Origin of the sequence: Luteimicrobium album (assembly GCF_030161555.1) — a bacterium.
Taxonomy (GTDB): Bacteria; Actinomycetota; Actinomycetes; order Actinomycetales; family Cellulomonadaceae; genus Luteimicrobium; species Luteimicrobium album.
In genome coordinates this window covers 1,609,307-1,629,870 of sequence record NZ_BSUK01000001.1, presented here as the reverse complement: position 1 = coordinate 1,629,870, position 20,564 = coordinate 1,609,307, and the positions used below count along the sequence as shown (strand labels likewise).

Sequence of the window (20,564 nt, the reverse complement as noted above, 5' to 3'; positions counted from 1 at the left end):
CCCTGCAGGCGCACCCCGTCCCGTGACGCCCGCGAGACGGCTGCGCGACGTCGTTCCCGTCCACGCCGGCCACCGGGTCACGATGTTCGAGATCTTCTTCGACCTCGTGTTCGTCTTCTCGATCACGCGCGTCGTGGCCTACCTCGAGGAGGACCGCACCGCGGCGGCGCCGGTCCAGGGGGTCGTGCTGCTCCTGCTCCTGTGGTGGGCGTGGTCGGCGTTCACGTGGCTCGGCAACCGGGTGCGCGCCGACCGCGGCTTCATCAAGCTCGGCATGGTCGCCGCGATGGCAGGGCTGTTCCTCGCGGGCGTCGTCGCACCCGGCGCCTGGCAGGACGACGGCGGCCCGCTCGACGCGCCGCTCGTCCTCGCGCTCGCGTTCGCCGGGGTCCGTGTCACCTACGTGCTGCTCTTCCGGGCCGCGGCGCGAGACGACGCCCGCCTGCGCATGCAGATCGCGATCGACGCCGTCCCGCAGACCGTGTCCGCCGTCCTGCTCGTGACCGGGGCCCTGCTGGGCGGGACGGACCAGACGGTCCTGTGGTCGTGCGCGCTCCTCGTCGACTACGCGGGCGGGCGGCTCACCTCCGGGTACCGCGGCTGGCGGGTCATCAGCACGGGCCACTTCGTGGAGCGCCACGGGCTCGTCGTGATCATCGCGTTCGGCGAGACGCTCGTGTCCGCGGGGACGGGCGCCGGGGACCACGTGATGCGGTGGCCCGCCGTCGCCGCCGGGAGCCTGGGCTTCCTGCTCGCCGCCACCCTGTGGTCGGCGTACTCCGCGCGGCTCTCGGGCGCCGCCGGAGACGTGCTCGCCGCCGCCTCCGCGCGTCGTCGGGCCGAGCTCGCGCGCGACGGCTACGTGCTGGGGCACGCCCCGCTCGTCGTCGGGATCGTCGCCGTCGCGCTCGGGCTGCGGCTGCTGCTCGCCGGCGTCGACGACGGCGGCGCGGCCGGCTGGGCCGCCTCGGCCGCTCTCGCCGGCGGCGCCGCCCTCTACCTGCTCGCGCTCGAGCTGTTCCGGTGGCTCCTGCTGCGCGAGGTGCACGTCGTCCCGCTGCTCGGCGTCCTCGCGCTCGTCGACGTGACCGTCGGCGCGCACAGCGGACCGCCGCTGCTCGTCCTGAGCCTCACGACCGCCGTCGTCGTGGCCGTCGTGGCCGTCGAGCAGGTGGCCGCGCTCCTGCCCGGCGTGCGCGTCAGTCGTTGAGACCCAGGCCCTTGCGCCCCTTCGCGAAGTAGGCGATCGGGCCGACCCAGTTCGCGAGCATCGCCACGCCCCACGCGAGCTTCGACCCCTCGACCTCGTCCGCGGACCGCTTCGCCAGGTCGCGGTAGCCCGCGACCGTCAGCGAGATCTGCGCGAGCGAGACCACGACCACCAGCAGCTTCTTGCCGCCGCTGAGCTCGCTCCAGGACTTCTTCCGGGCCATGGGCACCCCTCCCGTGTCGGTCGGACGATCGTTCCGACGACGCTACGCGCGGTTCCCCGGGTGCGCGCGACGGCGCGCTTACCCTCCTCGACCACGGACAGCACGTTCCCCGCGGGGTCGGTGAACCACGCGATGAGCGGACCGCCGCCCCGGAAGACGCCGTCGTCGTCGGTCGCCATCGGCGAGCCGGCGTAGCGCTCGAACTGGACGTCGAGCGCCGTGAGCTCCGCGACCTTCGCGGTCACGTCCGCCACAGGGAAGTTGAGGACCGTGAACGACGCCGGCTGGTGCGCGACTCCCTTGTCGTAGATGAATATCCCCGAGTCGCCCGGGACGAGGATCCGCATCCCCATCTCGTCGCGCTCCACGCGCAACCCCAGGACGTCCGCGTAGAAGTGCTGCGCGGCGTCGAGGTCGTCGACGGAGAAACCGCTGAAGCAGCGGTCGAACAGTGCGGCCATGATGCTCACCTCCAGTGCCCGGCCGACGACGCCGCCCGGGTGCGGCCGGCGGGTCCGGCCCGCTCGTACCGACCCGTCCAGCGTCGCGCAGTCATCGGTCCTTCACCCGCCGAGACGCTGAGTGCGGAGCTTTTGTGCGACACGCCGGGCGTGCCGCACAAGAGTTGCGCACTCGGCGGGAGGAGCGTCGCGCGTGTGACCATGGGTGCGTGCTCGCCCCCGCCCGACCGCTCGTGGCCACCGGCTCGTTCCGGCTCGCCGCGCCCGTCGACGTGCGCGCCACGCTCCTCCCCCACCGTCGCGGCCCGCTCGACCCGGCCTTCCAGGTGGGGCCCGACGGCGCCGTCTGGCGGGCGACCCGCACCCCGACGGCGCAGCGACCCTGCGGATCCTGGCGACCGGTCCCGCCACCGTGACGGCGACCGCGTGGGGGCCGGGCGCCGAGGCGGCGCTCGCCGACGTCCCGGGGCTGCTCGGCGACGACGACCCTGAGGACTTCGACCCGCCTCCGGGCCGCGTGCACGACGCCTGGCGCCGGACCCGCAGCGTGCGGATGACGCGCAGCGGGAACGTCCTCGAGGCGATCGTGCCGGCCGTGATGGAGCAGCGCGTCGTGACCCGTCAGGCGCACGACGCGTGGCGCTGGCTCCTGCGCCGGCACGGCGAGCCCGCACCCGGCCCGGTCGCCGACCGGATGCGCGTCCCGCCGACCGCCGAGGTCTGGGCGGCGGTGCCCGTGTGGGACTTCCACCGCGCAGGGATCGACCCGGGCCGCGCGCGGACGGTCGTGGCGTGCGCACGCGTGGCCGCGTCGCTGCAACGGTGTGCGGGCCTCCCCGCGGACGACGCGCGGCGACGCTGGCAGTCCGTCCCGGGCGTCGGCGTGTGGACGGCGGCCGAGGCCGCTCAGCGGGCGTTCGGGGACCCCGACGCGCTCGCCGTGGGCGACTTCCACCTCGCCGGCCAGGTCGGCTGGGCGCTCACCGGAGAGCGCGTCGACGACGACGGCATGCTCGCCCTGCTCGAGCCGTACCGCGGGCAGCGGCACCGGGCCGCGAAGCACCTGCTGCTCGCGGGCTACGCGCGCGGCGTGCGTCGCGGCCCGCGTGTCCCGCTCGAGGACCACCGCCACCGCTGAGACGCCGCCGACGACGCCGTCCAACCGGGGGACGAGCCGTTCGTGCCTCCCGGGTGCGCCGAGGCGGGCGAAAACGTGCTTCAGAGCCGGTCGGAAGAACAGACTTCCCCGCCTCGACGAGGGTGTCATACACCGACAGGCAGCCGGAGGTCGACGACGTGGTCGACGAGGCCGTACTCCTTCGCCTCCTCGGCGGTGAACCAGTGGTCGCGGTCGGCGTCGGCGGCGATCCGCTCGACGCTCTGCCCGGTCTGCTCGGCGGTGATCCGGGCGATGAGCTCCTTGGTCTGCTTGAGCTGGTCGGCCTGGATCCGGACGTCGGTGGTCGAGCCGCCGATGCCGCCGAGCGGCTGGTGCATGACGATCCGGGTGTGCGGGAGCGCGAAGCGCTTGCCGGGCGTCCCGGCGGTGAGCAGCACCTGCGCCATCGACGCGGCGAAGCCCATCGCGACGGTCTGGACGTCGCACGGGACGAGCCGCATGGTGTCGAAGACGGCGAACCCCGCCGACACCGAACCTCCCGGCGAGTTGATGTAGAGCTGGATGTCGGCCTGCGGGTCCTGCGCGGCGAGCAGCAGGATCCGGCCGCAGATCTCGTTGGCGTCGTCGTCGCGGACCTCGCGTCCGAGCACGACGATCCGGTGCTTGAGGAGCTCGCGGGCGAGCTCGCGGTCGACGGGGGCGGTGGTGTCCTCGGGCATGCTCCGATCCTGCGGCCACGGCCCCGCGGCGGGACCCCCGTTCTGCCGTGAGCCGATCTGCCTGCGGCGATGCGTCGATCTGCTCAGGGCGCAACGCCCGACGGCGCGTCCGGCGCGCCCCCGGGCTAGCGTCAGGAGCGAGCCGATCGACGGAGGGACGCACCATGCAGGACGACGTGACCACACGTAACCGGCCCGCGCCCGTGCGGCCCCTCGCCGCCTCGACGCCGACCCTCCTGCGCACCGCGCTGGGCGCCTCGCTGCGCCGTCGACGCGACGAGCAGGGCCTGCGGATCGTCGACGTCGCGGAGCGCGCGAACCTCTCGGTCGCGTACGTGTCGGAGGTCGAGCGGGGGCGCAAGGAGCCGTCGTCGGAGGTGGTGTCGGCGATGTGCGACGCGCTGGGCGCGCCGCTCGCCGAGGTCCTCCGTGAGGTCGTCGACGCCCTGGAGCGCGAGGCCGCGCGCGCTCGGCTCGCAGAGCTCCGCGACCAGGCCCGTCGCGACGGGCGTGCCCCGCTGCGCGTGCTCGACCTCACCGCGCGCGACGAGGCCCGTGCCGACGTCCGCGGGGACGCCCTGCCCCGCGTGCGGTCGCACACCCGCTTCAGCGGGCTCGCGCTCGCCGCCTGAGGCTCCCCGACCACTCAGACCGGGTCGACGCGGAGGGTGAGGACGGCGATGTCGTCCTCGTGCAGGTCGCCGGGGACCAGGGCCCGGACGACCTGGACGGGCACGACCCGGGGTGGGCCGTCGTGCGCCGCCGCGGCCACCGGCTCCCCGGTCGCACCGGCGCCCGGTCCCCCGCCCGCGAGGACGGCGGCCAGCCGGTCGAGCCCGCGGTGCAGGTCCTCGCCGCGGCGCTCGACGAGCCCGTCCGTGTACAGGACGACGGTGTCGCCGGGCCACAGCTCGGCGGTGTGGTCGTTGCGCGCCGCCCCTGGTGCGACCCCGAGGATGAGGTCGCGCTGACCCTCGAGCCGCTGCACCGCCCCCGACGCCCGCACGACGAACGCGGGCGGGTGCCCGGCGCTCGACCACGTCAGCGTGCGGGACCCGTCGGCGCCCGGGGCCCCGACCCGCGCCAGGAGCACCGACGCCGTCGCGCGAACCCCGGTGCCCACGTTCGCGGCGTCGAGCTGCGCGAGCGTCTGGGCGGGGGTGCGGTCGTCGCGCCACAGGTAGCCGCGCAGCAGCGACCGGAGCTGGCCCATGAGCGCCGCGGCGTCGATGTCGTGGCCGGTCACGTCCCCGATCGTCACGGCGACGTCGCCCGACGGGAGGACGAGCGCGTCGTACCAGTCGCCGCCCACCTGGTCGCCCAGGACCGCGGGGACGTACGCGCCGTCGAGGGTGACGCCGTCGGGCGTGGGCAGGTCGGTGAGGAGCGCGGTCTGCAGGACGTGCGCGACGTCGTGCCGGTGCTGGAGCAGGCGCGCGCGCTCGAGGGCGACGGCCGTGTACCCGGCGATCGTCGTCAGGAGGTCGCGGAACGGGTGCTCGAAGACGACACGGCTCGACCACCGGGCCACGACGACGCCCAGTGCCGCGTCCCGCGTCAGGAGGGGAGCAACGCGGCTGCGCCGGGCACGTCGCTGGGTGCCGCGCCGGGGAACTGCTCCCGGAGCGTCGCGAAGTCCTCGAAGTACAGCGGCTCGCGTGACCGGACGGCCCGCACCGACGGAGAACGTTCGTCGCCGACCTCCTCGCCGCCGGCGACGGCCGGCGAGGAGGCGTCGTCCACGGCGGTCCCGTCCTCGCATCGCACCCAGCACAGCACCTTGCCACGTGCGTCGGCGAGCGCGACGGAGCCGTGGAGCGCACCCACGCGGTCGACGACGAGCCCGGTCACGACGTCGAGGACCTCGTCGACGGTCGTCGTCGCGGACAGCGCCTCGGCGACGTGCAGGAGGGTCCGGGCGTTGCGGTGGCGCCGAGTCGCGGCGAGCTCGGCCGACCGGGCCCGCGCGCTCTCCTGGCGGAGGCGGACCTGGGTGGCGCACGCCTCGGCGAGGTCGGCGAGGACCGTGAGCTCGCGCTCGGTCCAGTCGCGCGGCTCGTGCGTGATCGCGCACAGGGTGCCGACGGTCACGCCGGACGTGTCGACCACGGGGTAGCCCGCGTACGCGGCGACGTCGAGCTCCCGCAGGGCGGGGCTGTCGAGGTGCTCGGTGGCGCGCACGTCGGGCAGGACGAGCGGGTCGCCGGTCGCGAGGACCTGGCGGCAGAACGAGTCCTCGATCGCGAGGACGCGTGTGCGGGCGTATGCGCCCGTGAGCCCGACGGCACCCGGGAACCCGACGTAGTCGTCGTCGCGCTTGAGCGAGACGAGGGCGATCGGGACGTCGAGGTGTGCGGAGAGGAGGCGCGCGAACCGCTCGTAGGCAGGGTCGGGCGGTGTGACGGGGGACGCTCGCGTGGTCGCTGGGGCCGCGACGGAGCCAGGCGTGTGCGTCATGCGGGCATCATGGCAGGTCGTCCGGGACGTTCTCTGGACCCTGCTCGCACGTGTCGGAGGTGAGAGCGCTCTCGCCCTTCGCGCCCGGTCACGGCGCCGTGGACGTCCCGCGCGCGAGCCTCGCCCACGCCTCCCACGGCCGCAGACGTACGGCGTCGTCCTCGGGCGGCGTCGGGTCGGTGAGGTTCGCGAGGACGACGTCGCCCAGGGCCGTTCCCGCCGGGGCGAGGTCCGCGAGCGCCACCTCCTGCGGCTCGGACGACACGTTCACGACGACGACGAGCCGGTCGCCGTCGAGCTCGCGCGCGTAGGCGTAGACGTGCGGGTGGTCGCCGGCCAGCATCGTGAAGTCGCCATCCGCGACGACGGGCTCGTCGTGCCGCAGGGCGATCAGTGCGCGGTAGTGCGCCAGGACCGACGCCGGGTCGTCGCGCTGCGCGTCGGCGTTGAGCCACGTGTGGTTGGGGTTGACCGCGAGCCACGGGGTGCCGGTCGTGAACCCGGCGCCGGGCTCGGCCGACCACTGCACCGGGGTGCGCGCGTTGTCGCGGCCCATGGCGCGGATCCCGTCGAGCAGGACCTCCGGGTCGTGGCCCGCCGCGGCCTGCTGGAGGTAGAAGCCGCGGGACTCGACGTCGTCCACGTCGTCGATCGAGGTGACGGGCGCGTTCGTCATCCCGAGCTCCTCGCCCTGGTAGACGTACGGCGTCCCACGGTGCAGGTGCAGGAGGGTCGCGAGGGCGGTCGCGGACGCGCGCCCGTGCGCGCCGTCGTCGCCGAACCGGGAGACGGCGCGCGGCTGGTCGTGGTTGTCCCAGTACAGGGAGTTCCAGCCCACCGAGCCGAGCTCAACCTGCCAGCGGCCGAGGGACGCCTTGAGGTCGCGCAGGTCCAGGGGCACCGGGTCGAACTTGCCGCCGGGCCCGTGGTCGAGGCCGACGTGCTCGAACTGGAACACCATGTCGACCTCGCGCCGGTTCGGGTCGGTGAACGCGATCGCCTCCTCGAGCGTCACGCCCGGCGTCTCGCCGACCGTGAGGAGCTCACGGTCCGGGTAGCGGTCGAAGACCTCGCGGTGCATCTCCTGGAGGTACTCGTGCACGCGCGGGCCGGTCGTGTAGAGCGGGCTGCCGTCGCCCAGGGCGCCGTGGCCGTTCGGGGCGCCGTCGCGCAGCGGCAGGACCTTGGAGATGAGGTTGATGACGTCCATCCGGAAGCCGTCGACGCCGCGGTCGAGCCACCAGCGCATCATCGCGTAGACGGCGTGCCGGACCTGGGCGTTCTCCCAGTTGAGGTCGGGCTGCTTCCGGTCGAAGAGGTGCAGGTAGTACTCGCCGGACGCCTCGTCGAGGGACCAGGCCGGGCCCGAGAAGAACGACTCCCAGTTGGTCGGCTCCGCACCCGGCGCCCCCGGGGCGAAGCCCTCGCGCGGCGGCCGCCACCAGTACCAGTCGCGGTGCGGGCCGTCGGGGCCGCCGTCGCGCGACGACACGAACCAGGGGTGCTCGTCGCTCGTGTGGTTGACCACGAGGTCCATGACGAGCTTGATGCCGCGATCGTGCAGGGCCGCGAGCAGCCGGTCGAAGTCGTCCAGCGTCCCGAACATCGGGTCGATCCCCTGGTAGTCGGCGATGTCGTAGCCGTTGTCCGCCTGGGGCGACGTGTAGATCGGCGACAGCCACACCACGTCGACGCCCAGGTCGCTCAGGTGGTCCAGACGCGACTCGATGCCCGGCAGGTCGCCGACCCCGTCGCCGTTCGAGTCCGCGAACGACCGCGGGTAGATCTGGTACACGACCGCCGACTTCCACCACGAGCTCATGGCTCCACGCTACGGGGACCGATCAGGGGGCGCTGTGCTCCGGGGTGTCGAGCTCGACGTCGACACGCTGCCCGTTGATCGTCACGCTGAGCGTGATGTCCGTCCCTCCGGCCGCCGTCAGGTAGCCCACGAGCGTCGACCAGAGCAGGTCGGACCTTCGCTCGGCTCGGGACACGGTGTTCTGCCCGACGCCGAGCCGTTCGGCCAGCTCGACCTGCGTGAGGTCCGCCGCACGACGGATGGCCGCGAGGAGGCTCGGTACCGCTCGTCCTCCTTCGCCATCTCCTCACGTAGCACATCGACGAGTGGCGACCGCGCGGGGTCGCTGCGAAGCCGCTGAAGCCGCTCGTTCCCGCGGACGAAGCCGTCAGGCGCGTCGTCGCTCTTCATCTCCGCCCCTCCCCTTCACGAAGCCATCGGTCGATGATCTGATCGGCTCTCGCGCCGACCGAGTCGTAGAACGCGTCCCCCATCTGCTCGCGAAACGGATGCGAGAGACGCCATACGTCATACCGCCGTGACTGTCGCACCAGCTTCAGCGTGGCGGTGTCGCCCCTGGGCGGCCCCTCCAGCGAAGCCACGTAGTCGAGCTGAGCGACGAGCAGGTCGAGCGTCACGCCGCATGCCGATCACCCGCTCGGGCCGCCGTCTCGAGCACGTCGAGATACCGGTCGAAGTCGGCGGGCCAGTCGATCAGCATACCCCGAATATACCTCTGCAGGGATATCCTTCGAAAGGGATGCCAGGATGACCCGCGTCTCACAACGCGCGGCCCGGTTCCTAGACTGCTCCCCGTGGTCTCGGTGTCCGCGCTGCGGATCGTCCTCGACGTCGGGGACGTCCCGAGCATCGTCGTGCCGCTGGACGGCTCGACCCGGCTGCCCACCCACGCGCACCCGCAGCACCAGCTGACGTGGGCCGTCGACGGGGTGCTCACGATGGAGGCCTCCGACCGCCGCTGGGTGGTCCAGCGGTCGCGGGCGCTCTGGATCCCCGGGGCGTCCCGCACGCGGTCGCACCAGGTTCCGCGGACCGGATGCTGTCGCTCTACTTCGAGCCCGCCGAGTCCCCGCTGGGCTGGGAGGTGCCCACCGTCGTCGACGCGACCGGGCTGACGGGTCCGCTCCTCGAGTACGTGGTCGCTCTCGGCTCCACCGCGCACGACCGCCGCTCGCACGCCCTCACCGTCCTCTGGGACCTGCTCCTGCCGGTCCCGGTGGCGGCGATCCCGAGCATCCTGCCCGACGACGCGCAGACCCGCGCCGTCGCCCTCGCGATCCGCGCGAACCCGGCCGACGGCCGCTCGCTCGCCCGGTGGGGCCGTGACGTGGGCTCCTCGGCGCGGACGCTCTCACGCCGGTTCAGGAGCGAGACGGGGGTGAGCTTCGAGAGCTGGCGCACCTTCGAACGGCTCAACGCGGCGCTCCCGCTGCTGGCTGACGGGCTGCCCGTGTCACGGGTGGCCCGCGAGGTCGGCTACCTGACGTCCAGCGCGTTCATCGCCGCATTCCGTCGCGAGCTCGGCACCACGCCGGCCGCCTACTTCAACGGGACCTCGGCCACTTCGACGGACTGACCTCCGTCTGGCCGATACGCGCGATCGCCTGTCCGGATACGTCGTTCCGGACGGCCTCCCACCCGACCTAGCGTCGAGATCGCGGCGGCAGACAGCCGGTCCGCGACGATCGCCGACGGGAGACGACCGATGAGCACCACCACCAGACGCGCGAACGACCGACCACCCACGCAGCCGCGCACCGGACGGCCCGGGACCGTGCTCTTCCTGGTGTGCGCCGCCATCTTCATGCTGATGCTCGACACGACCGTGGTGTCCGCGGCGCTCGCCGACATCCGCGCCGACCTCGACACCTCGATCGACGGGCTCCAGTGGGTGATCGACGGCTACGCGATCCCGTTGGCGGGTCTGCTGCTGACGTTCGCCACCGTCGGCGACCGCTACGGCCGCCGACGCCTCTTCCTCGCCGGCATGGCCGTCTTCACGGCCGCGTCCCTGGCCCTGGCGCTCTCCGGGACCATCCTCCAGCTCGACGTCCTCCGGGCGGTGCAGGGCGTCGGCGCCACGATGCTCTTCGCGACCGCGCTCCCGCTGCTCTCGGTCGCCTTCCCCGACCCGGCTGCACGGATGAGGGCCATCGGCGTCTACGGCGCGGTGATGGCCGGCGCCACCGTGGCTGGACCGGTGCTCGGCGGGGCCCTGGTCACGTCCTTCGGCTGGCGTTCGATCTTCCTGGTCAACGTACCGATCGGCGTCGTGATCCTCGGCGTGGCTACACGACGTCTGCCCGAGTCGCCGCGGGCGCTCGGTCGACGCGCCGACTGGCTCGGCTCGGTGCTGCTGACGGGCGGGCTCGTGGCCGGGGTGCTCGCGCTCACGCGCGGCAACAGCCTCGGCTGGACCTCACCGACCCTCGTGGCACTGGCAGGCGCGGCTCTCGCGCTGCTGGTCTGCTTCGTGGCGTGGCAGTTCCGGGCCCCGCACCCGCTCCTCGACGTCGGGATGCTGCGCAAGCCCGGTTTCGCGGGCACCGCGATCGTCTCGGTCGGGCACATGGCCACGCTCATGGCGGCGGCCAACTTCCTCGCGCTCTTCATGATCGGCACCTTCGGCTGCACGCCCCTGGAGATGGGCCTGCGCCTCCTGCCGATCAGCGGGGCCGCGCTGATCGCCGCCCCCGTCGCCGCAGCGCTCGCCAAGCGTGTGCCGCTACGCGTCTCGCTGCCGGTGACGATGGGTCTCGTCACGGCCGGGATGTGGTGGCTCGGCCGGCTGGAGCCAGGAGACACGTGGCTGCACTTCGTGCCGGGCCTGGTCGTCGGCGGCCTCGGGCTGGGCGCCATCACCGCGCTCACGCAGGCCGCCTCCCTGACGTTCGCGTCCCAGGAGAACGCCGGCATGGCGAGCGCGACGTTCGGCACGCTGCGACAGGTGGGCATGGCGGTCGGGGTCGCCGGGCTGGGCGCCGTCTTCAGCCACGTCGCACGGGACCGTGCCACGGCGGGCGTCGACGCGCTGCCCGGGGCGTCCGGGGTGCCGACGGACCTGCGAGAGCAGTTCGCGGACGCGATCGGGGCCGGCGCCGGCCACGAGGCGCTCCACGACCTGCCGTCCCAGCTGCACGCCGCCGCCCCCGCGCTGGCCCGCGTCGCCGACGCGGCGTCGATCGACGCCCTCAACGCCATGGTGAACCTGGGTGCAGTGGTCGGCGCCGTCGCGACCGTCGGCGCGACCGCGGCGTTCTGGCTGGGCGGCCGGGCGGCGGCGGGGGCGCGGCCCGGCTCGTGACCCCCGCTGGCACTCACACCTCGACGCGGCGACCCTCCCGCGCGGCGACCCGGGCGGCGTCGAGCACCTCAGCCGTGCGGACGGCGTCCGCCGGGTCGACGGGCGCCGAGCGCTCGCCGGCGGCCCACGCGGCGACGAGCCGGTAGAAGTCGGCGTGCCCGCCGGGCGCGCGCGGCACCGGGGTCTTCTCGCGCCCGCGCACGAGCCAGCCCTCGGAGCCCGCGGGCGCGTCGGCGTCGAGCACCTCGAACGGCGACGCCTCGGACGCCGTCTCGTAGGTCGTCACGAGGTACGCGGCACCCCGGCCGAGGACGCGTGTCCGGGGGCCGGGCGCACCGACGACGGACCCGGCCCACAGGCGTGACACCACGCCGCCCGGCACCGCGCCGGCGCCCTCGACCGCGCCACCCTCGGCGTGCTGCAGCTCGAGGAAGACGTCGTCCTCGGTGGGGGTGGTGAGCGCGCGCAGGTGCGCGGACACGGCGGTGACGGGCCCGAAGAGCTGCGTCGCGGAGTCGACGAGGTGCGGGCCGAGGTCGAGGAGCAGCCCACCGCCGACGGGGTCGTTCTCCTTCCACCGGTCCCGCGGGACAGGACGGAACCTCTCCCAGCGCCGCTCGAAGGTGTGCACCTCGCCCAGCTCTCCCCGCCCGACGACGGCGCGCAGGGTGAGCTGCTCGGGATCCCACCGGCGGTTCTGGAAGACGGTGAACGGGGTGCTGCCCGCTGCGGCGACGACCTCGCGGGCCTGCGCGGCGGAGGTCGCGAGCGGCTTGTCGAGGACGAACGGCACCCCGGTGGCAGAGACCGCCGCGGCGTGCTCGGCGTGCAGGGGCGTCGGGCTCGCGACCACGACGACGTCGAACGCCGGCCCGGCGGAGCGGCCGCCTTGGCCGTCGCGTGACGCGAGGAGGGACGTGACGTCGTCGTGCAGGCGGACGGCGGGCCAGTCGCTCGCCGCCTGCATGCGGCGGCCGGGGTCGCGGGCGACGACGTCGGTGACGACGCCACCGGCTTCCCGGATCAGGCGGGAGTGGATGCCGCGGCCGGCACCGCCGTAGCCGACGAGGGCGTAGCGCGTGGTGGTCATGCGCCATTGTCCCGTCCAGCGGGTCGCGGCGCCGGGTCTTGTCGCGGTCGGCGTGCCGCGCTACGGTGCAAGTAAGTAGTTACTTATGCCGATGGCAAGGATCCACCATGTTCACTGCACGACCGGTCACCCCCGAGCTGCTGCGTGACCAGAGGACCATCAGCCTCGAGACCCGCAAGCGGGACGGCACGTGGGTCGGGACGCCCGTGAGCGTCGTCGTCGACGAAGATGGCCGCATGTACTTCCGCACGTACGACGCCGCGGGCAAGCACAAGCGGCTCCGGAACTTCCCCGAGGTGCGCGTCGCCCCCGCGACGATGCTGCGCGGCCGGCCGACCGGACCCGCCGTGAGCGGCACGGCCTACCGCGTGGCGGGCGCCGACGAGGCCCGAGCCCGCGAGCTCCTCGCCGCGAAGTACCCGGTCCTCCAGCGTCGCCTCGTCCCCTGGATGCACCGGCGCAAGGGCTGGCAGACGCTCCACTACGAGCTCACGCTCGATGCCTGAGGCGGGCACCCGCGACGCGATCGTCGTCGCCGCGATGGACCTGTTCGGCAGGCAGGGGTACAAGGCGACGACGGTCGCGCAGATCGAGGCGGCCGCCGGTCTGTCGCCGGGCGCCGGCGGCCTGTACCGCCACTTCCCGTCCAAGCTCGCGCTGCTCGAGGAGGGCTGCGCCGCCAGGCCGAGCAGGGCCAGAGCCTCGTGGCCTTCCTCGACGACCCCGCCGCGCTGCCCGCGCTGCCGCTGCGCGACCGGCTCGCCGCCGTCGCGCGGGCCGGCCTGCGCCGTCTGGAGCAGGAGCGCGACGTCAACCGGCTCCTCGTCCGCGACCTCGCGGCCTTCCCCGACCTGCTCGCGCAGGTCCGCGAGCAGGAGCTCGCGGCCGTCGTCGGGACCGTCGCCGGCTGGCTCCGCGCGCAGCCCGAGGAGCCCGCGGGCGCGCCGGACTGGGACGCGCTCGCGTCCGTCCTGATGTCCGCCGTCAGCCACTACTGGGTGCTCCGCGACGTCTACGACGGCACGCACCCGCACGGGATCGACGAGGACCGGTACCTCGGCGCGCTCGCCGACCTCGCGGCGCGCGCCTGGCGGACGCCCGCCGACCGGTAGCCCTCCGCGCCTGGCCGTGCGCGGCGCCGGTCAGGTGAGATGGTCGAAGTCGCCACGCGCCCAGCCGGCGTGACGGTCCGCCGACCGGCGCAGGACGCCTCGTCCGTCGGAGGCGATGCGTCCGTGGAAGTTGTGGTAGATCCGGTCGAACTCGAGTGGGTCGAGCCGGTCGGCGATCCGCTCGACGACCGCGGCGGACAGCGGGATCCGGTTCGGGTACGAGCGCATGAAGCTCACCGACGTCCGATCCGGGTTGACGAAGACGGTGTCGCCGGACAGGAGCGCGCCCTTGCCGTCCTCGGTGCCCGTCCAGTGCACGACGCCGCTGCCGGGGAAATGTCCACCCACCTGCACGAGGGTCACGCCGGGCACGACCTCGCGCTCGCCGGACCAGGTCTCGATCACGTCGTCGGCTCGCGCGACCCAGGACGCGTCGGCCGCCGCGACCAGCACCGGCACCCCGCCGAGCCGACGGCTCCACTCGACCTGCACCCCGTACATGTGGGGGTGGCTCGCCGCGATCGCGACGACGTCGCCCAGCGCCCGGACCGCGGCGACGGCCTCGTCGTCGAGGTAGCCGAGCGGGTCCCACAGCAGGTTGCCGTGCGGCGTGACGACGACCTTCGTCTCCTGCCCGATCCCCACGCCCGGGTCGCCTCGCAGCGCGTGCAGCCCGGGCTCGAGCTCGTCGACCCGGACGCGGCTCCCCTCGGCCGCGAGCTCGGCGAGCGTCGTCCAGGCCTGCCCCGCCTCGGGCACCCATTGGCGCTCGTCGGCGCAGATCGCGCAGACGTCAGGGCGGTCGGCGTGCTCGACGCCGCACGTGCGGCAGATCCAGAAGTCCTCGGAGGTCATGGCTCCGATCCTTCCCGACACCCCCGACATCCGCCCCCCGGACGTGACCTGCGGAACAGCCCGGGCGCCGTCGTCGGGCGTACGCTTGAACTGTTGCCGGGGTCGACTGTCTGGTCCGCCTCAGTCGCGACGGACCCGCGTCCCCGACAGCTCGAGAATCAGGTGACGCCCCCATGGCAGAAGCAGCAGGACAGTTCGCAGGCAAGACGGCGCTCGTGACGGGCGGCGCGTCAGGGATCGGCAAGGCGGTCGCGATCGCGCTCGCCGCGAAGGGCGCGAACGTCGTCGTCGCGGACCTCCGCGAGGACGCCGCCCAGCAGGTCGTCGACGAGATCACCGCCGCCGGCGGCACCGCGAACGCGATAGGCGTCGACGTCGGCAAGGCGGACCAGGTCAAGGCGATGGTCGACGGCGCGGTCTCCACGTACGGCGCGCTGCATCTCGCGTTCAACAACGCCGGCATCGGCGGCCCGAGCGGGCTCCTCGCCGACATCGACGACCTCGACGCGTACCACACGCTCATGGCCGTCAACCTCGACTCCGTGTTCTACGGCATGAAGTACGAGATCCCCGCGATGATCGCGGCGGGCGGCGGCGCGATCGTCAACACGTCGTCGATCCTCGGCCTCGTCGGCGAGCCCGGCGCGGCCCCCTACACGGCCGCGAAGCACGCCGTCGCCGGACTCACCAAGGCCGCCGCCGCGGGCTACGCGAACCAGGGCGTGCGCGTGAACTCCGTGCACCCGGGCTACATCGACACCCCGCTGCTGCAGGGAATGCCGCGCGAGGCGTACGACGCCCTCGTGTCGAAGCACCCGATCGGCCGCCTCGGGACCGCCGAGGAGGTCGCGGGCCTCGTGCTCTTCCTCCTGTCCGACGAGGCGAGCTTCATCACCGGCTCGCAGCACGTCGTCGACGGCGGCTACACGGCGGTCTGACGCCGTTCCCTCCCCCGGCGGGCGGCGAGCCACCGGCCCGCGCCCGCCGGCAGCGCCCCCGCGACAACGCCCCACACGAGCACTCCGGCCGTGATCGGGTCGACGTCGCCGGGGCGTTCGAGCTCCCCTCGCACCGCGAGCGCCACGAGCGCGCCGCCGACGACGGCCCCCGCGACCGCGAAGACGGTCACCGCCACCTTCTCGTGATGGGCGGGCGCAGCGAACCTGCGGACCGCGGACTCCAAGAGCCACGCCATCGAGAACCCCGCGATCACGGTCACGCCGACGGCGCCGAGCCCGCCGACGAACCCGAGCACCATGCCGAACCCTGCGAACGTGGTGTCCCCGGGCTCGTCCGCCGTCAGGGCGCCGTCGACGAACGCGGCCAGCAGCGTCACCACGACCCACAGCCCGACCTGGATCGCGAGCGCGTACCCCGTCGTCCGCCAGGCGAGCGTCGTGACCGGGACCGGCTGCGCGGGGTCGGGCGCGCCGTAGCGCGCCACCCGCAGCCCGTCGGGCACCTGCCGCATCGAACCTCCCCGCTCGTCCGTGCCCTAGTCTGCCCTGCGCGGCCGACCGGTGAGCAGCAGCACGGCCGTCGCCACGACAGCGAGCCCGATCGCGACGAGCGCGTAGCCCTGCGCCGTCGCGAGCAGCCCGCCGCCGTGCACGACGAGGTACCCGGCGACGACGGCCGGCACCCCCATCGCGACGTACGCGACGACGTAGAGCACGGACAGCAGCCCGGCGCGCTCGTGCTCGGCCGCGAACGGCACCGTGAGCCGGATGCCGCCGGTGAAGCTCGCGCCGAACCCAAGCCCCGCGACGACGGTCCCGACGAAGAAGAGCGCGAGCGACCCCGTCGACAGGGCGACGAGCGCGATCCCCAGCCCGACGACGAGCGCGGGCATCGCGAGCAGCAGGACGGTCCGCGCGGGGACCGACCGCACCAGGTAGACGCTCACCGCGCCGCTGCCGGCGAGCGCGAACAGCGACGCACCCCCGGCCAGCACCCCCGCCGACGGCGCGAGGAGCCGGACGAGCGACGGCCCGAGCGCCCCGTAGAGGCCCGCGAGCGACCAGCTCGCGACGAGCGCGGGCACCACGCCGAGCAGCGTGAGGCGCGCGGCCCGTGGAGCGCCCAGACGGGGGCGGAGCGACGCGAGGGCGCCAGGCCGGGCGGCCGCGAGGGTCTCCGCCATGAGCAGGACGCCCACCGCCTGGAGCACGAACACGCCGATGAGGACGTCGTAGACGAGATGCGTCGGCTGGGGCAGGTACTGCACGAGGACGCCGGCACCGAGCGCGCCGAGCGCCGTGCCCACGGGGGTCGCGACGGCGTTGGCGAGCGTGCCGTGACGAGCCGACAGGTCGAGCAGCGCCGCGCCCACCGCCCCGGCGGCCGCGCCCGTCGCGACCCCCTGGACGACCCGGGCGAGCATGAGCTCGTCGACGCCCGCCGCCGTCGTGAAGACGACCATCGCGCCGATCTGCAGCCCGACGGCGCCCAGCAGCACGGGCCGGCGGCCCACGTGGTCGGACAGCCGTCCCGCGACGAGCAGCGCCGCGAGGACCGCCACGGCGTAGATCCCGAAGACGTGGGTCGTCGTGATGGGCGTGAAACCCCACTCGGCCTGGTAGGTCGCGTAGAGCGGGGTCGGCGCGCTCGACGACGCGAGGAAGAACACGATCACCGAGAGCAGGAGCGCGAACGCCGCGGCGTCGGGCAGACGGCGGCGCGAGCGTCCGACGACGGCCGGAGCGGGCTGGGCGGACGGTGCGAGGGGGCCGGCGGCCGGGCAGGCCGCGCCGGGCGCCTGGGTGTCGAGCATGTCGTCCTCCGGGTGATCGATCAGCCAGACAGGTCTGTCTGGCGAACCTTCACACTAGACAGACCTGTCTGTTAGAGTCAACACATGAGCACGACAGCCACCGCCGGCACCACGGGGTCGGCCACCGACCGCCGGACGGCTCGCGAGCGCCTGCTCGACGCCGCGAACGAGCTGTTCTACGCGGAGGGCGTCCACACAGTCGGCATCGACCGGATCATCGAGCACGCGGGGGTCGCGAAGGCGTCCCTGTACAGCACCTACGGGTCCAAGGACGAGCTCGTCCGCGCGTACCTCGTCCTCCGGCACGAGCGCATCCAGGCCCGGATCGAGCGGCACGTCGCCGCGCACACGGACCCACGTGAGCGCGTCCTCGCCGTCTTCGACGCCCAGGCCGAGCGGTTCGCCGAGCCCGGGTACCGCGGGTGCGCGTTCACCGCCGCCGCAGCGGAGTCCGAGCCCGGCAGCGCGGCGGTCGAGGAGACCGAGAGCTACCGCGCCTGGCTGCTGGGCGTGCTCACCGACCTCTCCCGCGAGGCGGGGGCGAAGAACCCCGAGACCCTGGGCCGTCAGCTCCAGATGATCTACGACGGCGCCGGCCTCGCCATCCGCATCGACCGCGCCGCGACAGCGGGCCCCGAGGCCCGCGACGCCGCCGCCGCCCTGCTGGACGCAGCGCGCGCCTGACCGCGCACCGCCGCTCGCATCGTTTCGACCCGCGTGCCAGAGTGACCGGGTGACCTACTCCCGCCCGACCGCCGCCGAGCCGGCGTCGAGCATCCGCGACGCCGCGGGCGGGATCGTCGCCCTCACGCTCGCGACGTTCGCCGCGATCACCACCGAGATGCTCCCGGTGGGGCTGCTGCCCCAGATCGGGGACGCCTTCGACGTCTCGGACTCGACCGTCGGGCTGCTGGTCACGGTCTACGCGTTCATGGTCGCCGCGCTCGCGCTGCCCCTCACCCTCGGCACGCGTCACCTGCCCCGCAAGGGGCTCCTCCTGACGACGCTCGTCGCGTACACGGTGAGCAACGGCGTCGTGGCCGTGGCCCCTGCGTTCGGGGTCGTCGCGGGCGCCCGCGCGCTCGGCGGGGTCGCGCACGCGCTGTTCTTCTCGCTCAGCATCGGCTACGCGGCGCGCCTCGTCCGGCCCCACCTGACCGGCCGGGCGATGGCCCTCGTGACCGCGGGGGCGTCCGCGGGCTTCGTGCTCGGCGTCCCGCTGTCGACGACGCTCGGCACCGCCGTCGGCTGGCGGCTCGCCTTCGCGGTGCTCGCCGGCGTGTGCCTCGTGACGACCGTCCTCGTCGCGGCGTTCCTGCCTCCCGTCGCGTCGGAGAACGAGCACACGCACCCCGTCGCCGGCCGTCGCCCGCAGCTCGCGGCCGCCGTCACGACCAACGCCGTCGTCTACCTCGGGCAGTACGTCGTCTACACCTACGTCGCGGTGCTGCTGCTCCACGCGGGCGTCGCGGAGGGCGCCGTGGGCGCCGTCCTGCTCGGGGTCGGAGCGGTCGGCCTGCTGGGGCTCTGGTTCAGTGCCGCCCGGCTCGACGTCGCACCCCGCCAGAGCGCCGTCCTCGTGCTCGCCGTGCTGGCGGCCTCGCTCGTCGCGCTCGCCCTTGCCTACCCGTCACGCGGCGGCGTGCTCGGTGCGACCGCCGTGTGGGGCGCGTCGTTCGGGGCGATCGCGTCGATCTTCCAGACGGCGGCCGTCCGGGCCCGGGGCGCCTCGCCCGACGTCGCGGGCGCGCTGGTCAACGCGACCGCCAACGTCGGGATCGGGGGCGGTGCGGCGCTCGGGGCCCTGGTGCTCCACGTCGGCAGCCTGGGCGTGCTCCCCTGGCTGGGCGCCGGGCTCGTCGCGGCCGGGCTGGTGATCGTCCTCGTGGCACGCCGGACGTTCCCCTCGGCCTGACGGTCAGACCCAGGTCCGGCGGACGGTCGCCTTGGTGCCCGTGACCAGGGTCCCGGCCGGGACGTCGTCGGCGACCACGGCCCCCGCCGCGACGACGGCGTCACGACCGATGGTCACGCCCGGCAGGATCGTCGCGCCGGCCCCGATCCAGACGCTCTCAGCGACGTCGATGGGACCGCCCGTGAGGTAGTGGTGCCGGGGCTCGGGGTGGACGGGGTGCCCGACCGTGATGAACGTGACCTTCGGCGCGACCATCGTGCCCGCGCCCAGCCGGATGCCCGCGTAGTCGAGGAACGTGCAGCCCTGGTTCACGAAGACGCGCTCCCCGAGCTCCAGGTTCAGCCCGTGGTCCGTGTAGAAGGGCGGGTGGATCGTCACGCGCTCCGGCAGCGGGTGCCCGAGCAGCTCCTCGAGGAGCGCGGCCTTGCCCTCGCGGTCCTCGAACGGCAGGGCGTTGAGCCGCGCTGTCAGCGCGTACGCCTCCTCGACACGGGCCGCCATCGCCTGGAACTCGGGGCTGCGGATCTCCATCAGGTGGTCGCTCGGCACCCCGCGATCCTGGCACGCGGCGCCCACGCGGGCGGGCAGCGTCGGGGTCAGAGGGGGACCGCGACGTCCGACCCGCCCTCGTGCGTCCAGCGCGCCGCGACCTGCACCACCGACGCCTCGGGCACGAAGCCGCCCGCGAACAGGGCCTGCCCCTGCAGGAAGTGGGGCGAGGCCGCGAGCAGGTCGGCGGGCGCGTACCCGAAGACGTCGCCCAGCTCGGCCAGGTCGCGCGGCGAGCTCATCCGCATGAGTGCGAGGTTGTCGCACTGCGAGAGCGCGTTGACGTGCACCTTCGAAGGCCGCTGCGTCGACAGGACGAGCCACAGCCCGTACTTGCGCCCCTCGGCGGCGATCTGCACGATCCGCTCGGTCAGTGCGGCCTCGACGTCGGTCTCCGGGTCGGGCCGGCACAGGTTGTGCGCCTCGTCGATGACGATGAGCATCGGCTCGCGCTGCTCGCGCGTCGCCCAGAGGTGGTCGAGGACCGCGAGCGCCGCGACCTTGGCCTCCTGCGGCTCGCGGAAGCCGCCGAGGTCCACGACGGTCGCTCGGGGGTGCGCGTCGACGACGTCCTCCGCGGACGCCTGCCCCCGCGCCCAGACGTCCCACTCGAGCACGCCGAGGTTCTCGAGCCGGCGAAGCAGGGCGTGCTTGGCGGGGTCGTCGGACTCGCGCAGCACGGTGGCAAGGCGGTCGCTCTCGAGCGGCCCGATCTCGCCCTCGAGGTGCAGCAGGACGTTGTACTCGTCCGCGTCGCGGACGGGGTCGATCTGGAGGAGCGCGGCCCGGGCCCGCAGCGCCATGTCGACGTACCGGACGTGCAGCGGCTCCGCACCACCGACACCGCGCGGGCGCAGCACCCGGACGTCGAGGGCGCCCAGGGCCGCGGCGGCCTCGGGGTCGGTCTCCTCACGGACCTCCCCAGCCGGACGAAGTCCGCGTTGGGGTCGAGGA

At 74.1% G+C, this 20,564-nt stretch carries 26 protein-coding genes and 1 pseudogene; 13 read left to right on the top strand and 14 right to left on the bottom strand.

Features of this window, described 5'->3' with window-relative positions:
* Positions 1 to 22 precede the first annotated feature (22 nt).
* Positions 23 to 1,210 (top strand): low temperature requirement protein A, encoded by a 1,188-nt coding sequence (locus tag QQK45_RS08465; RefSeq protein ID WP_284292883.1) that lies wholly within the window; start codon positions 23 to 25, stop codon positions 1,208 to 1,210.
* Here the strand turns inward: QQK45_RS08465 and QQK45_RS08460 are convergent.
* Together QQK45_RS08460 and QQK45_RS08455 are read right to left on the bottom strand one after the other, a co-directional pair.
* Positions 1,200 to 1,382, bottom strand: coding sequence for a PLDc N-terminal domain-containing protein (locus QQK45_RS08460; protein WP_284292882.1), 183 nt, complete (start codon positions 1,380 to 1,382; stop codon positions 1,200 to 1,202). The genes QQK45_RS08465 and QQK45_RS08460 overlap by 11 nt on opposite strands.
* Positions 1,349 to 1,894 carry a VOC family protein gene (locus QQK45_RS08455; protein ID WP_348525180.1) on the bottom strand — a complete coding sequence of 182 codons (546 nt, stop codon included), beginning with the start codon at positions 1,892 to 1,894 and terminating at the stop codon, positions 1,349 to 1,351. The genes QQK45_RS08460 and QQK45_RS08455 overlap by 34 nt, the downstream gene beginning before the upstream one ends.
* Positions 1,895 to 2,103: 209 nt before the next feature.
* Between QQK45_RS08455 and QQK45_RS08450 the strand changes: the two genes are divergently transcribed.
* Both QQK45_RS08450 and QQK45_RS08445 read left to right on the top strand, forming a co-directional pair.
* Positions 2,104 to 2,310, top strand: coding sequence for a hypothetical protein (locus QQK45_RS08450; RefSeq protein ID WP_284292881.1), 207 nt, complete (start codon positions 2,104 to 2,106; stop codon positions 2,308 to 2,310).
* Positions 2,307 to 3,032 carry a DNA-3-methyladenine glycosylase family protein gene (locus QQK45_RS08445; protein WP_284292880.1) on the top strand — a complete coding sequence of 242 codons (726 nt, stop codon included), beginning with the start codon at positions 2,307 to 2,309 and terminating at the stop codon, positions 3,030 to 3,032. Before QQK45_RS08450 ends, QQK45_RS08445 begins: the two co-directional genes overlap by 4 nt.
* Positions 3,033 to 3,157: 125 nt before the next feature.
* On the opposite strand, the gene QQK45_RS08440 is transcribed toward QQK45_RS08445, so the two are convergent.
* Positions 3,158 to 3,733: a ClpP family protease gene (locus QQK45_RS08440; protein ID WP_284292878.1), complete on the bottom strand. Its 576-nt coding sequence runs from the start codon at positions 3,731 to 3,733 to the stop codon at positions 3,158 to 3,160.
* Between the two features lie 176 nt (positions 3,734 to 3,909).
* Between QQK45_RS08440 and QQK45_RS08435 the strand changes: the two genes are divergently transcribed.
* Complete coding sequence (locus QQK45_RS08435) at positions 3,910 to 4,365, top strand: helix-turn-helix domain-containing protein (RefSeq protein WP_284292877.1); 456 nt, start codon at positions 3,910 to 3,912, stop codon at positions 4,363 to 4,365.
* Positions 4,366 to 4,379: 14 nt separating this feature from the next.
* On the opposite strand, the gene QQK45_RS08430 is transcribed toward QQK45_RS08435, so the two are convergent.
* The 5 genes from QQK45_RS08430 to QQK45_RS08410 all read right to left on the bottom strand — a co-directional run bounded on the left by QQK45_RS08430 (position 4,380) and on the right by QQK45_RS08410 (position 8,629).
* A complete protein-coding gene (locus tag QQK45_RS08430) occupies positions 4,380 to 5,264 on the bottom strand; it encodes a PP2C family protein-serine/threonine phosphatase (RefSeq protein ID WP_284292876.1) in 885 nt (294 codons plus the stop codon).
* 26 nt (positions 5,265 to 5,290) lie between these two features.
* On the bottom strand, positions 5,291 to 6,190 hold the full coding sequence (locus QQK45_RS08425; protein WP_284292875.1) for a GAF domain-containing protein: 900 nt from the start codon (positions 6,188 to 6,190) through the stop codon (positions 5,291 to 5,293).
* Between the two features lie 88 nt (positions 6,191 to 6,278).
* Positions 6,279 to 8,012 (bottom strand): glycoside hydrolase family 13 protein, encoded by a 1,734-nt coding sequence (locus QQK45_RS08420; RefSeq protein ID WP_284292874.1) that lies wholly within the window; start codon positions 8,010 to 8,012, stop codon positions 6,279 to 6,281.
* A 22-nt stretch (positions 8,013 to 8,034) separates the two neighbouring features.
* Positions 8,035 to 8,253, bottom strand: coding sequence for a helix-turn-helix domain-containing protein (locus tag QQK45_RS08415; protein ID WP_284294982.1), 219 nt, complete (start codon positions 8,251 to 8,253; stop codon positions 8,035 to 8,037).
* Positions 8,254 to 8,398: 145 nt separating this feature from the next.
* Positions 8,399 to 8,629 carry a hypothetical protein gene (locus QQK45_RS08410; protein ID WP_284292873.1) on the bottom strand — a complete coding sequence of 77 codons (231 nt, stop codon included), beginning with the start codon at positions 8,627 to 8,629 and terminating at the stop codon, positions 8,399 to 8,401.
* A gap of 177 nt (positions 8,630 to 8,806) precedes the next feature.
* Here QQK45_RS08410 and QQK45_RS08405 point away from each other — a divergent pair, with 177 nt between their 5' ends.
* From QQK45_RS08405 to QQK45_RS08395, 3 genes are all read left to right on the top strand, one after another.
* On the top strand, positions 8,807 to 9,127 hold the full coding sequence (locus QQK45_RS08405; RefSeq protein WP_284292872.1) for a cupin domain-containing protein: 321 nt from the start codon (positions 8,807 to 8,809) through the stop codon (positions 9,125 to 9,127).
* The gene (locus tag QQK45_RS08400) at positions 9,049 to 9,588 is read left to right on the top strand and encodes a helix-turn-helix transcriptional regulator (protein ID WP_284292871.1); all 540 of its coding nucleotides are present in this window, start codon (positions 9,049 to 9,051) and stop codon (positions 9,586 to 9,588) included. Before QQK45_RS08405 ends, QQK45_RS08400 begins: the two co-directional genes overlap by 79 nt.
* Positions 9,589 to 9,717: 129 nt before the next feature.
* Entirely contained in the window at positions 9,718 to 11,316 is a 1,599-nt protein-coding gene (locus tag QQK45_RS08395) for an MFS transporter (protein ID WP_284292870.1), read from the top strand.
* Between the two features lie 13 nt (positions 11,317 to 11,329).
* Here QQK45_RS08395 and QQK45_RS08390 read toward each other — a convergent pair whose 3' ends face one another.
* Positions 11,330 to 12,406: a Gfo/Idh/MocA family protein gene (locus QQK45_RS08390; RefSeq protein ID WP_284292869.1), complete on the bottom strand. Its 1,077-nt coding sequence runs from the start codon at positions 12,404 to 12,406 to the stop codon at positions 11,330 to 11,332.
* A 107-nt stretch (positions 12,407 to 12,513) separates the two neighbouring features.
* Here QQK45_RS08390 and QQK45_RS08385 point away from each other — a divergent pair, with 107 nt between their 5' ends.
* The 3 genes and pseudogenes from QQK45_RS08385 (at position 12,514) to QQK45_RS08380 (ending at position 13,518) form a co-directional block, all read left to right on the top strand.
* Positions 12,514 to 12,912 (top strand): PPOX class F420-dependent oxidoreductase, encoded by a 399-nt coding sequence (locus tag QQK45_RS08385; protein WP_284292868.1) that lies wholly within the window; start codon positions 12,514 to 12,516, stop codon positions 12,910 to 12,912.
* A pseudogene (locus QQK45_RS22045) lies at positions 12,905 to 13,063 on the top strand (TetR/AcrR family transcriptional regulator); the annotation flags it as partial. The gene QQK45_RS08385 and the pseudogene QQK45_RS22045, both read left to right, overlap by 8 nt.
* Before the next feature lie 47 nt (positions 13,064 to 13,110).
* Positions 13,111 to 13,518: a hypothetical protein gene (locus tag QQK45_RS08380; protein ID WP_284292867.1), complete on the top strand. Its 408-nt coding sequence runs from the start codon at positions 13,111 to 13,113 to the stop codon at positions 13,516 to 13,518.
* Positions 13,519 to 13,548: 30 nt separating this feature from the next.
* Here QQK45_RS08380 and QQK45_RS08375 read toward each other — a convergent pair whose 3' ends face one another.
* Positions 13,549 to 14,373 carry an MBL fold metallo-hydrolase gene (locus tag QQK45_RS08375; RefSeq protein ID WP_284292865.1) on the bottom strand — a complete coding sequence of 275 codons (825 nt, stop codon included), beginning with the start codon at positions 14,371 to 14,373 and terminating at the stop codon, positions 13,549 to 13,551.
* Positions 14,374 to 14,546: 173 nt separating this feature from the next.
* Between QQK45_RS08375 and QQK45_RS08370 the strand changes: the two genes are divergently transcribed.
* The gene (locus tag QQK45_RS08370; protein ID WP_284292864.1) at positions 14,547 to 15,311 is read left to right on the top strand and encodes an SDR family NAD(P)-dependent oxidoreductase; all 765 of its coding nucleotides are present in this window, start codon (positions 14,547 to 14,549) and stop codon (positions 15,309 to 15,311) included.
* Here QQK45_RS08370 and QQK45_RS08365 read toward each other — a convergent pair.
* Together QQK45_RS08365 and QQK45_RS08360 are read right to left on the bottom strand one after the other, a co-directional pair.
* Complete coding sequence (locus tag QQK45_RS08365) at positions 15,296 to 15,844, bottom strand: hypothetical protein (RefSeq protein ID WP_284292863.1); 549 nt, start codon at positions 15,842 to 15,844, stop codon at positions 15,296 to 15,298. The genes QQK45_RS08370 and QQK45_RS08365 overlap by 16 nt on opposite strands.
* Before the next feature lie 24 nt (positions 15,845 to 15,868).
* Positions 15,869 to 17,146, bottom strand: a complete 1,278-nt coding sequence (locus tag QQK45_RS08360) for an MFS transporter (protein WP_284292862.1) — start codon at positions 17,144 to 17,146, stop codon at positions 15,869 to 15,871.
* Between the two features lie 84 nt (positions 17,147 to 17,230).
* On the opposite strand from QQK45_RS08360, the gene QQK45_RS08355 reads away from it, so the two are divergent.
* Complete coding sequence (locus tag QQK45_RS08355) at positions 17,231 to 17,830, top strand: TetR/AcrR family transcriptional regulator (RefSeq protein WP_284292861.1); 600 nt, start codon at positions 17,231 to 17,233, stop codon at positions 17,828 to 17,830.
* A 49-nt stretch (positions 17,831 to 17,879) separates the two neighbouring features.
* Positions 17,880 to 19,061 carry an MFS transporter gene (locus QQK45_RS08350; protein WP_284292860.1) on the top strand — a complete coding sequence of 394 codons (1,182 nt, stop codon included), beginning with the start codon at positions 17,880 to 17,882 and terminating at the stop codon, positions 19,059 to 19,061.
* 3 nt (positions 19,062 to 19,064) lie between these two features.
* Here QQK45_RS08350 and QQK45_RS08345 read toward each other — a convergent pair whose 3' ends face one another.
* Together QQK45_RS08345 and QQK45_RS08340 are read right to left on the bottom strand one after the other, a co-directional pair.
* Complete coding sequence (locus tag QQK45_RS08345; RefSeq protein ID WP_284292859.1) at positions 19,065 to 19,610, bottom strand: LbetaH domain-containing protein; 546 nt, start codon at positions 19,608 to 19,610, stop codon at positions 19,065 to 19,067.
* A 47-nt stretch (positions 19,611 to 19,657) separates the two neighbouring features.
* Positions 19,658 to 20,470: an ATP-binding protein gene (locus QQK45_RS08340; protein ID WP_284295149.1), complete on the bottom strand. Its 813-nt coding sequence runs from the start codon at positions 20,468 to 20,470 to the stop codon at positions 19,658 to 19,660.
* Positions 20,471 to 20,564 lie beyond the last annotated feature (94 nt).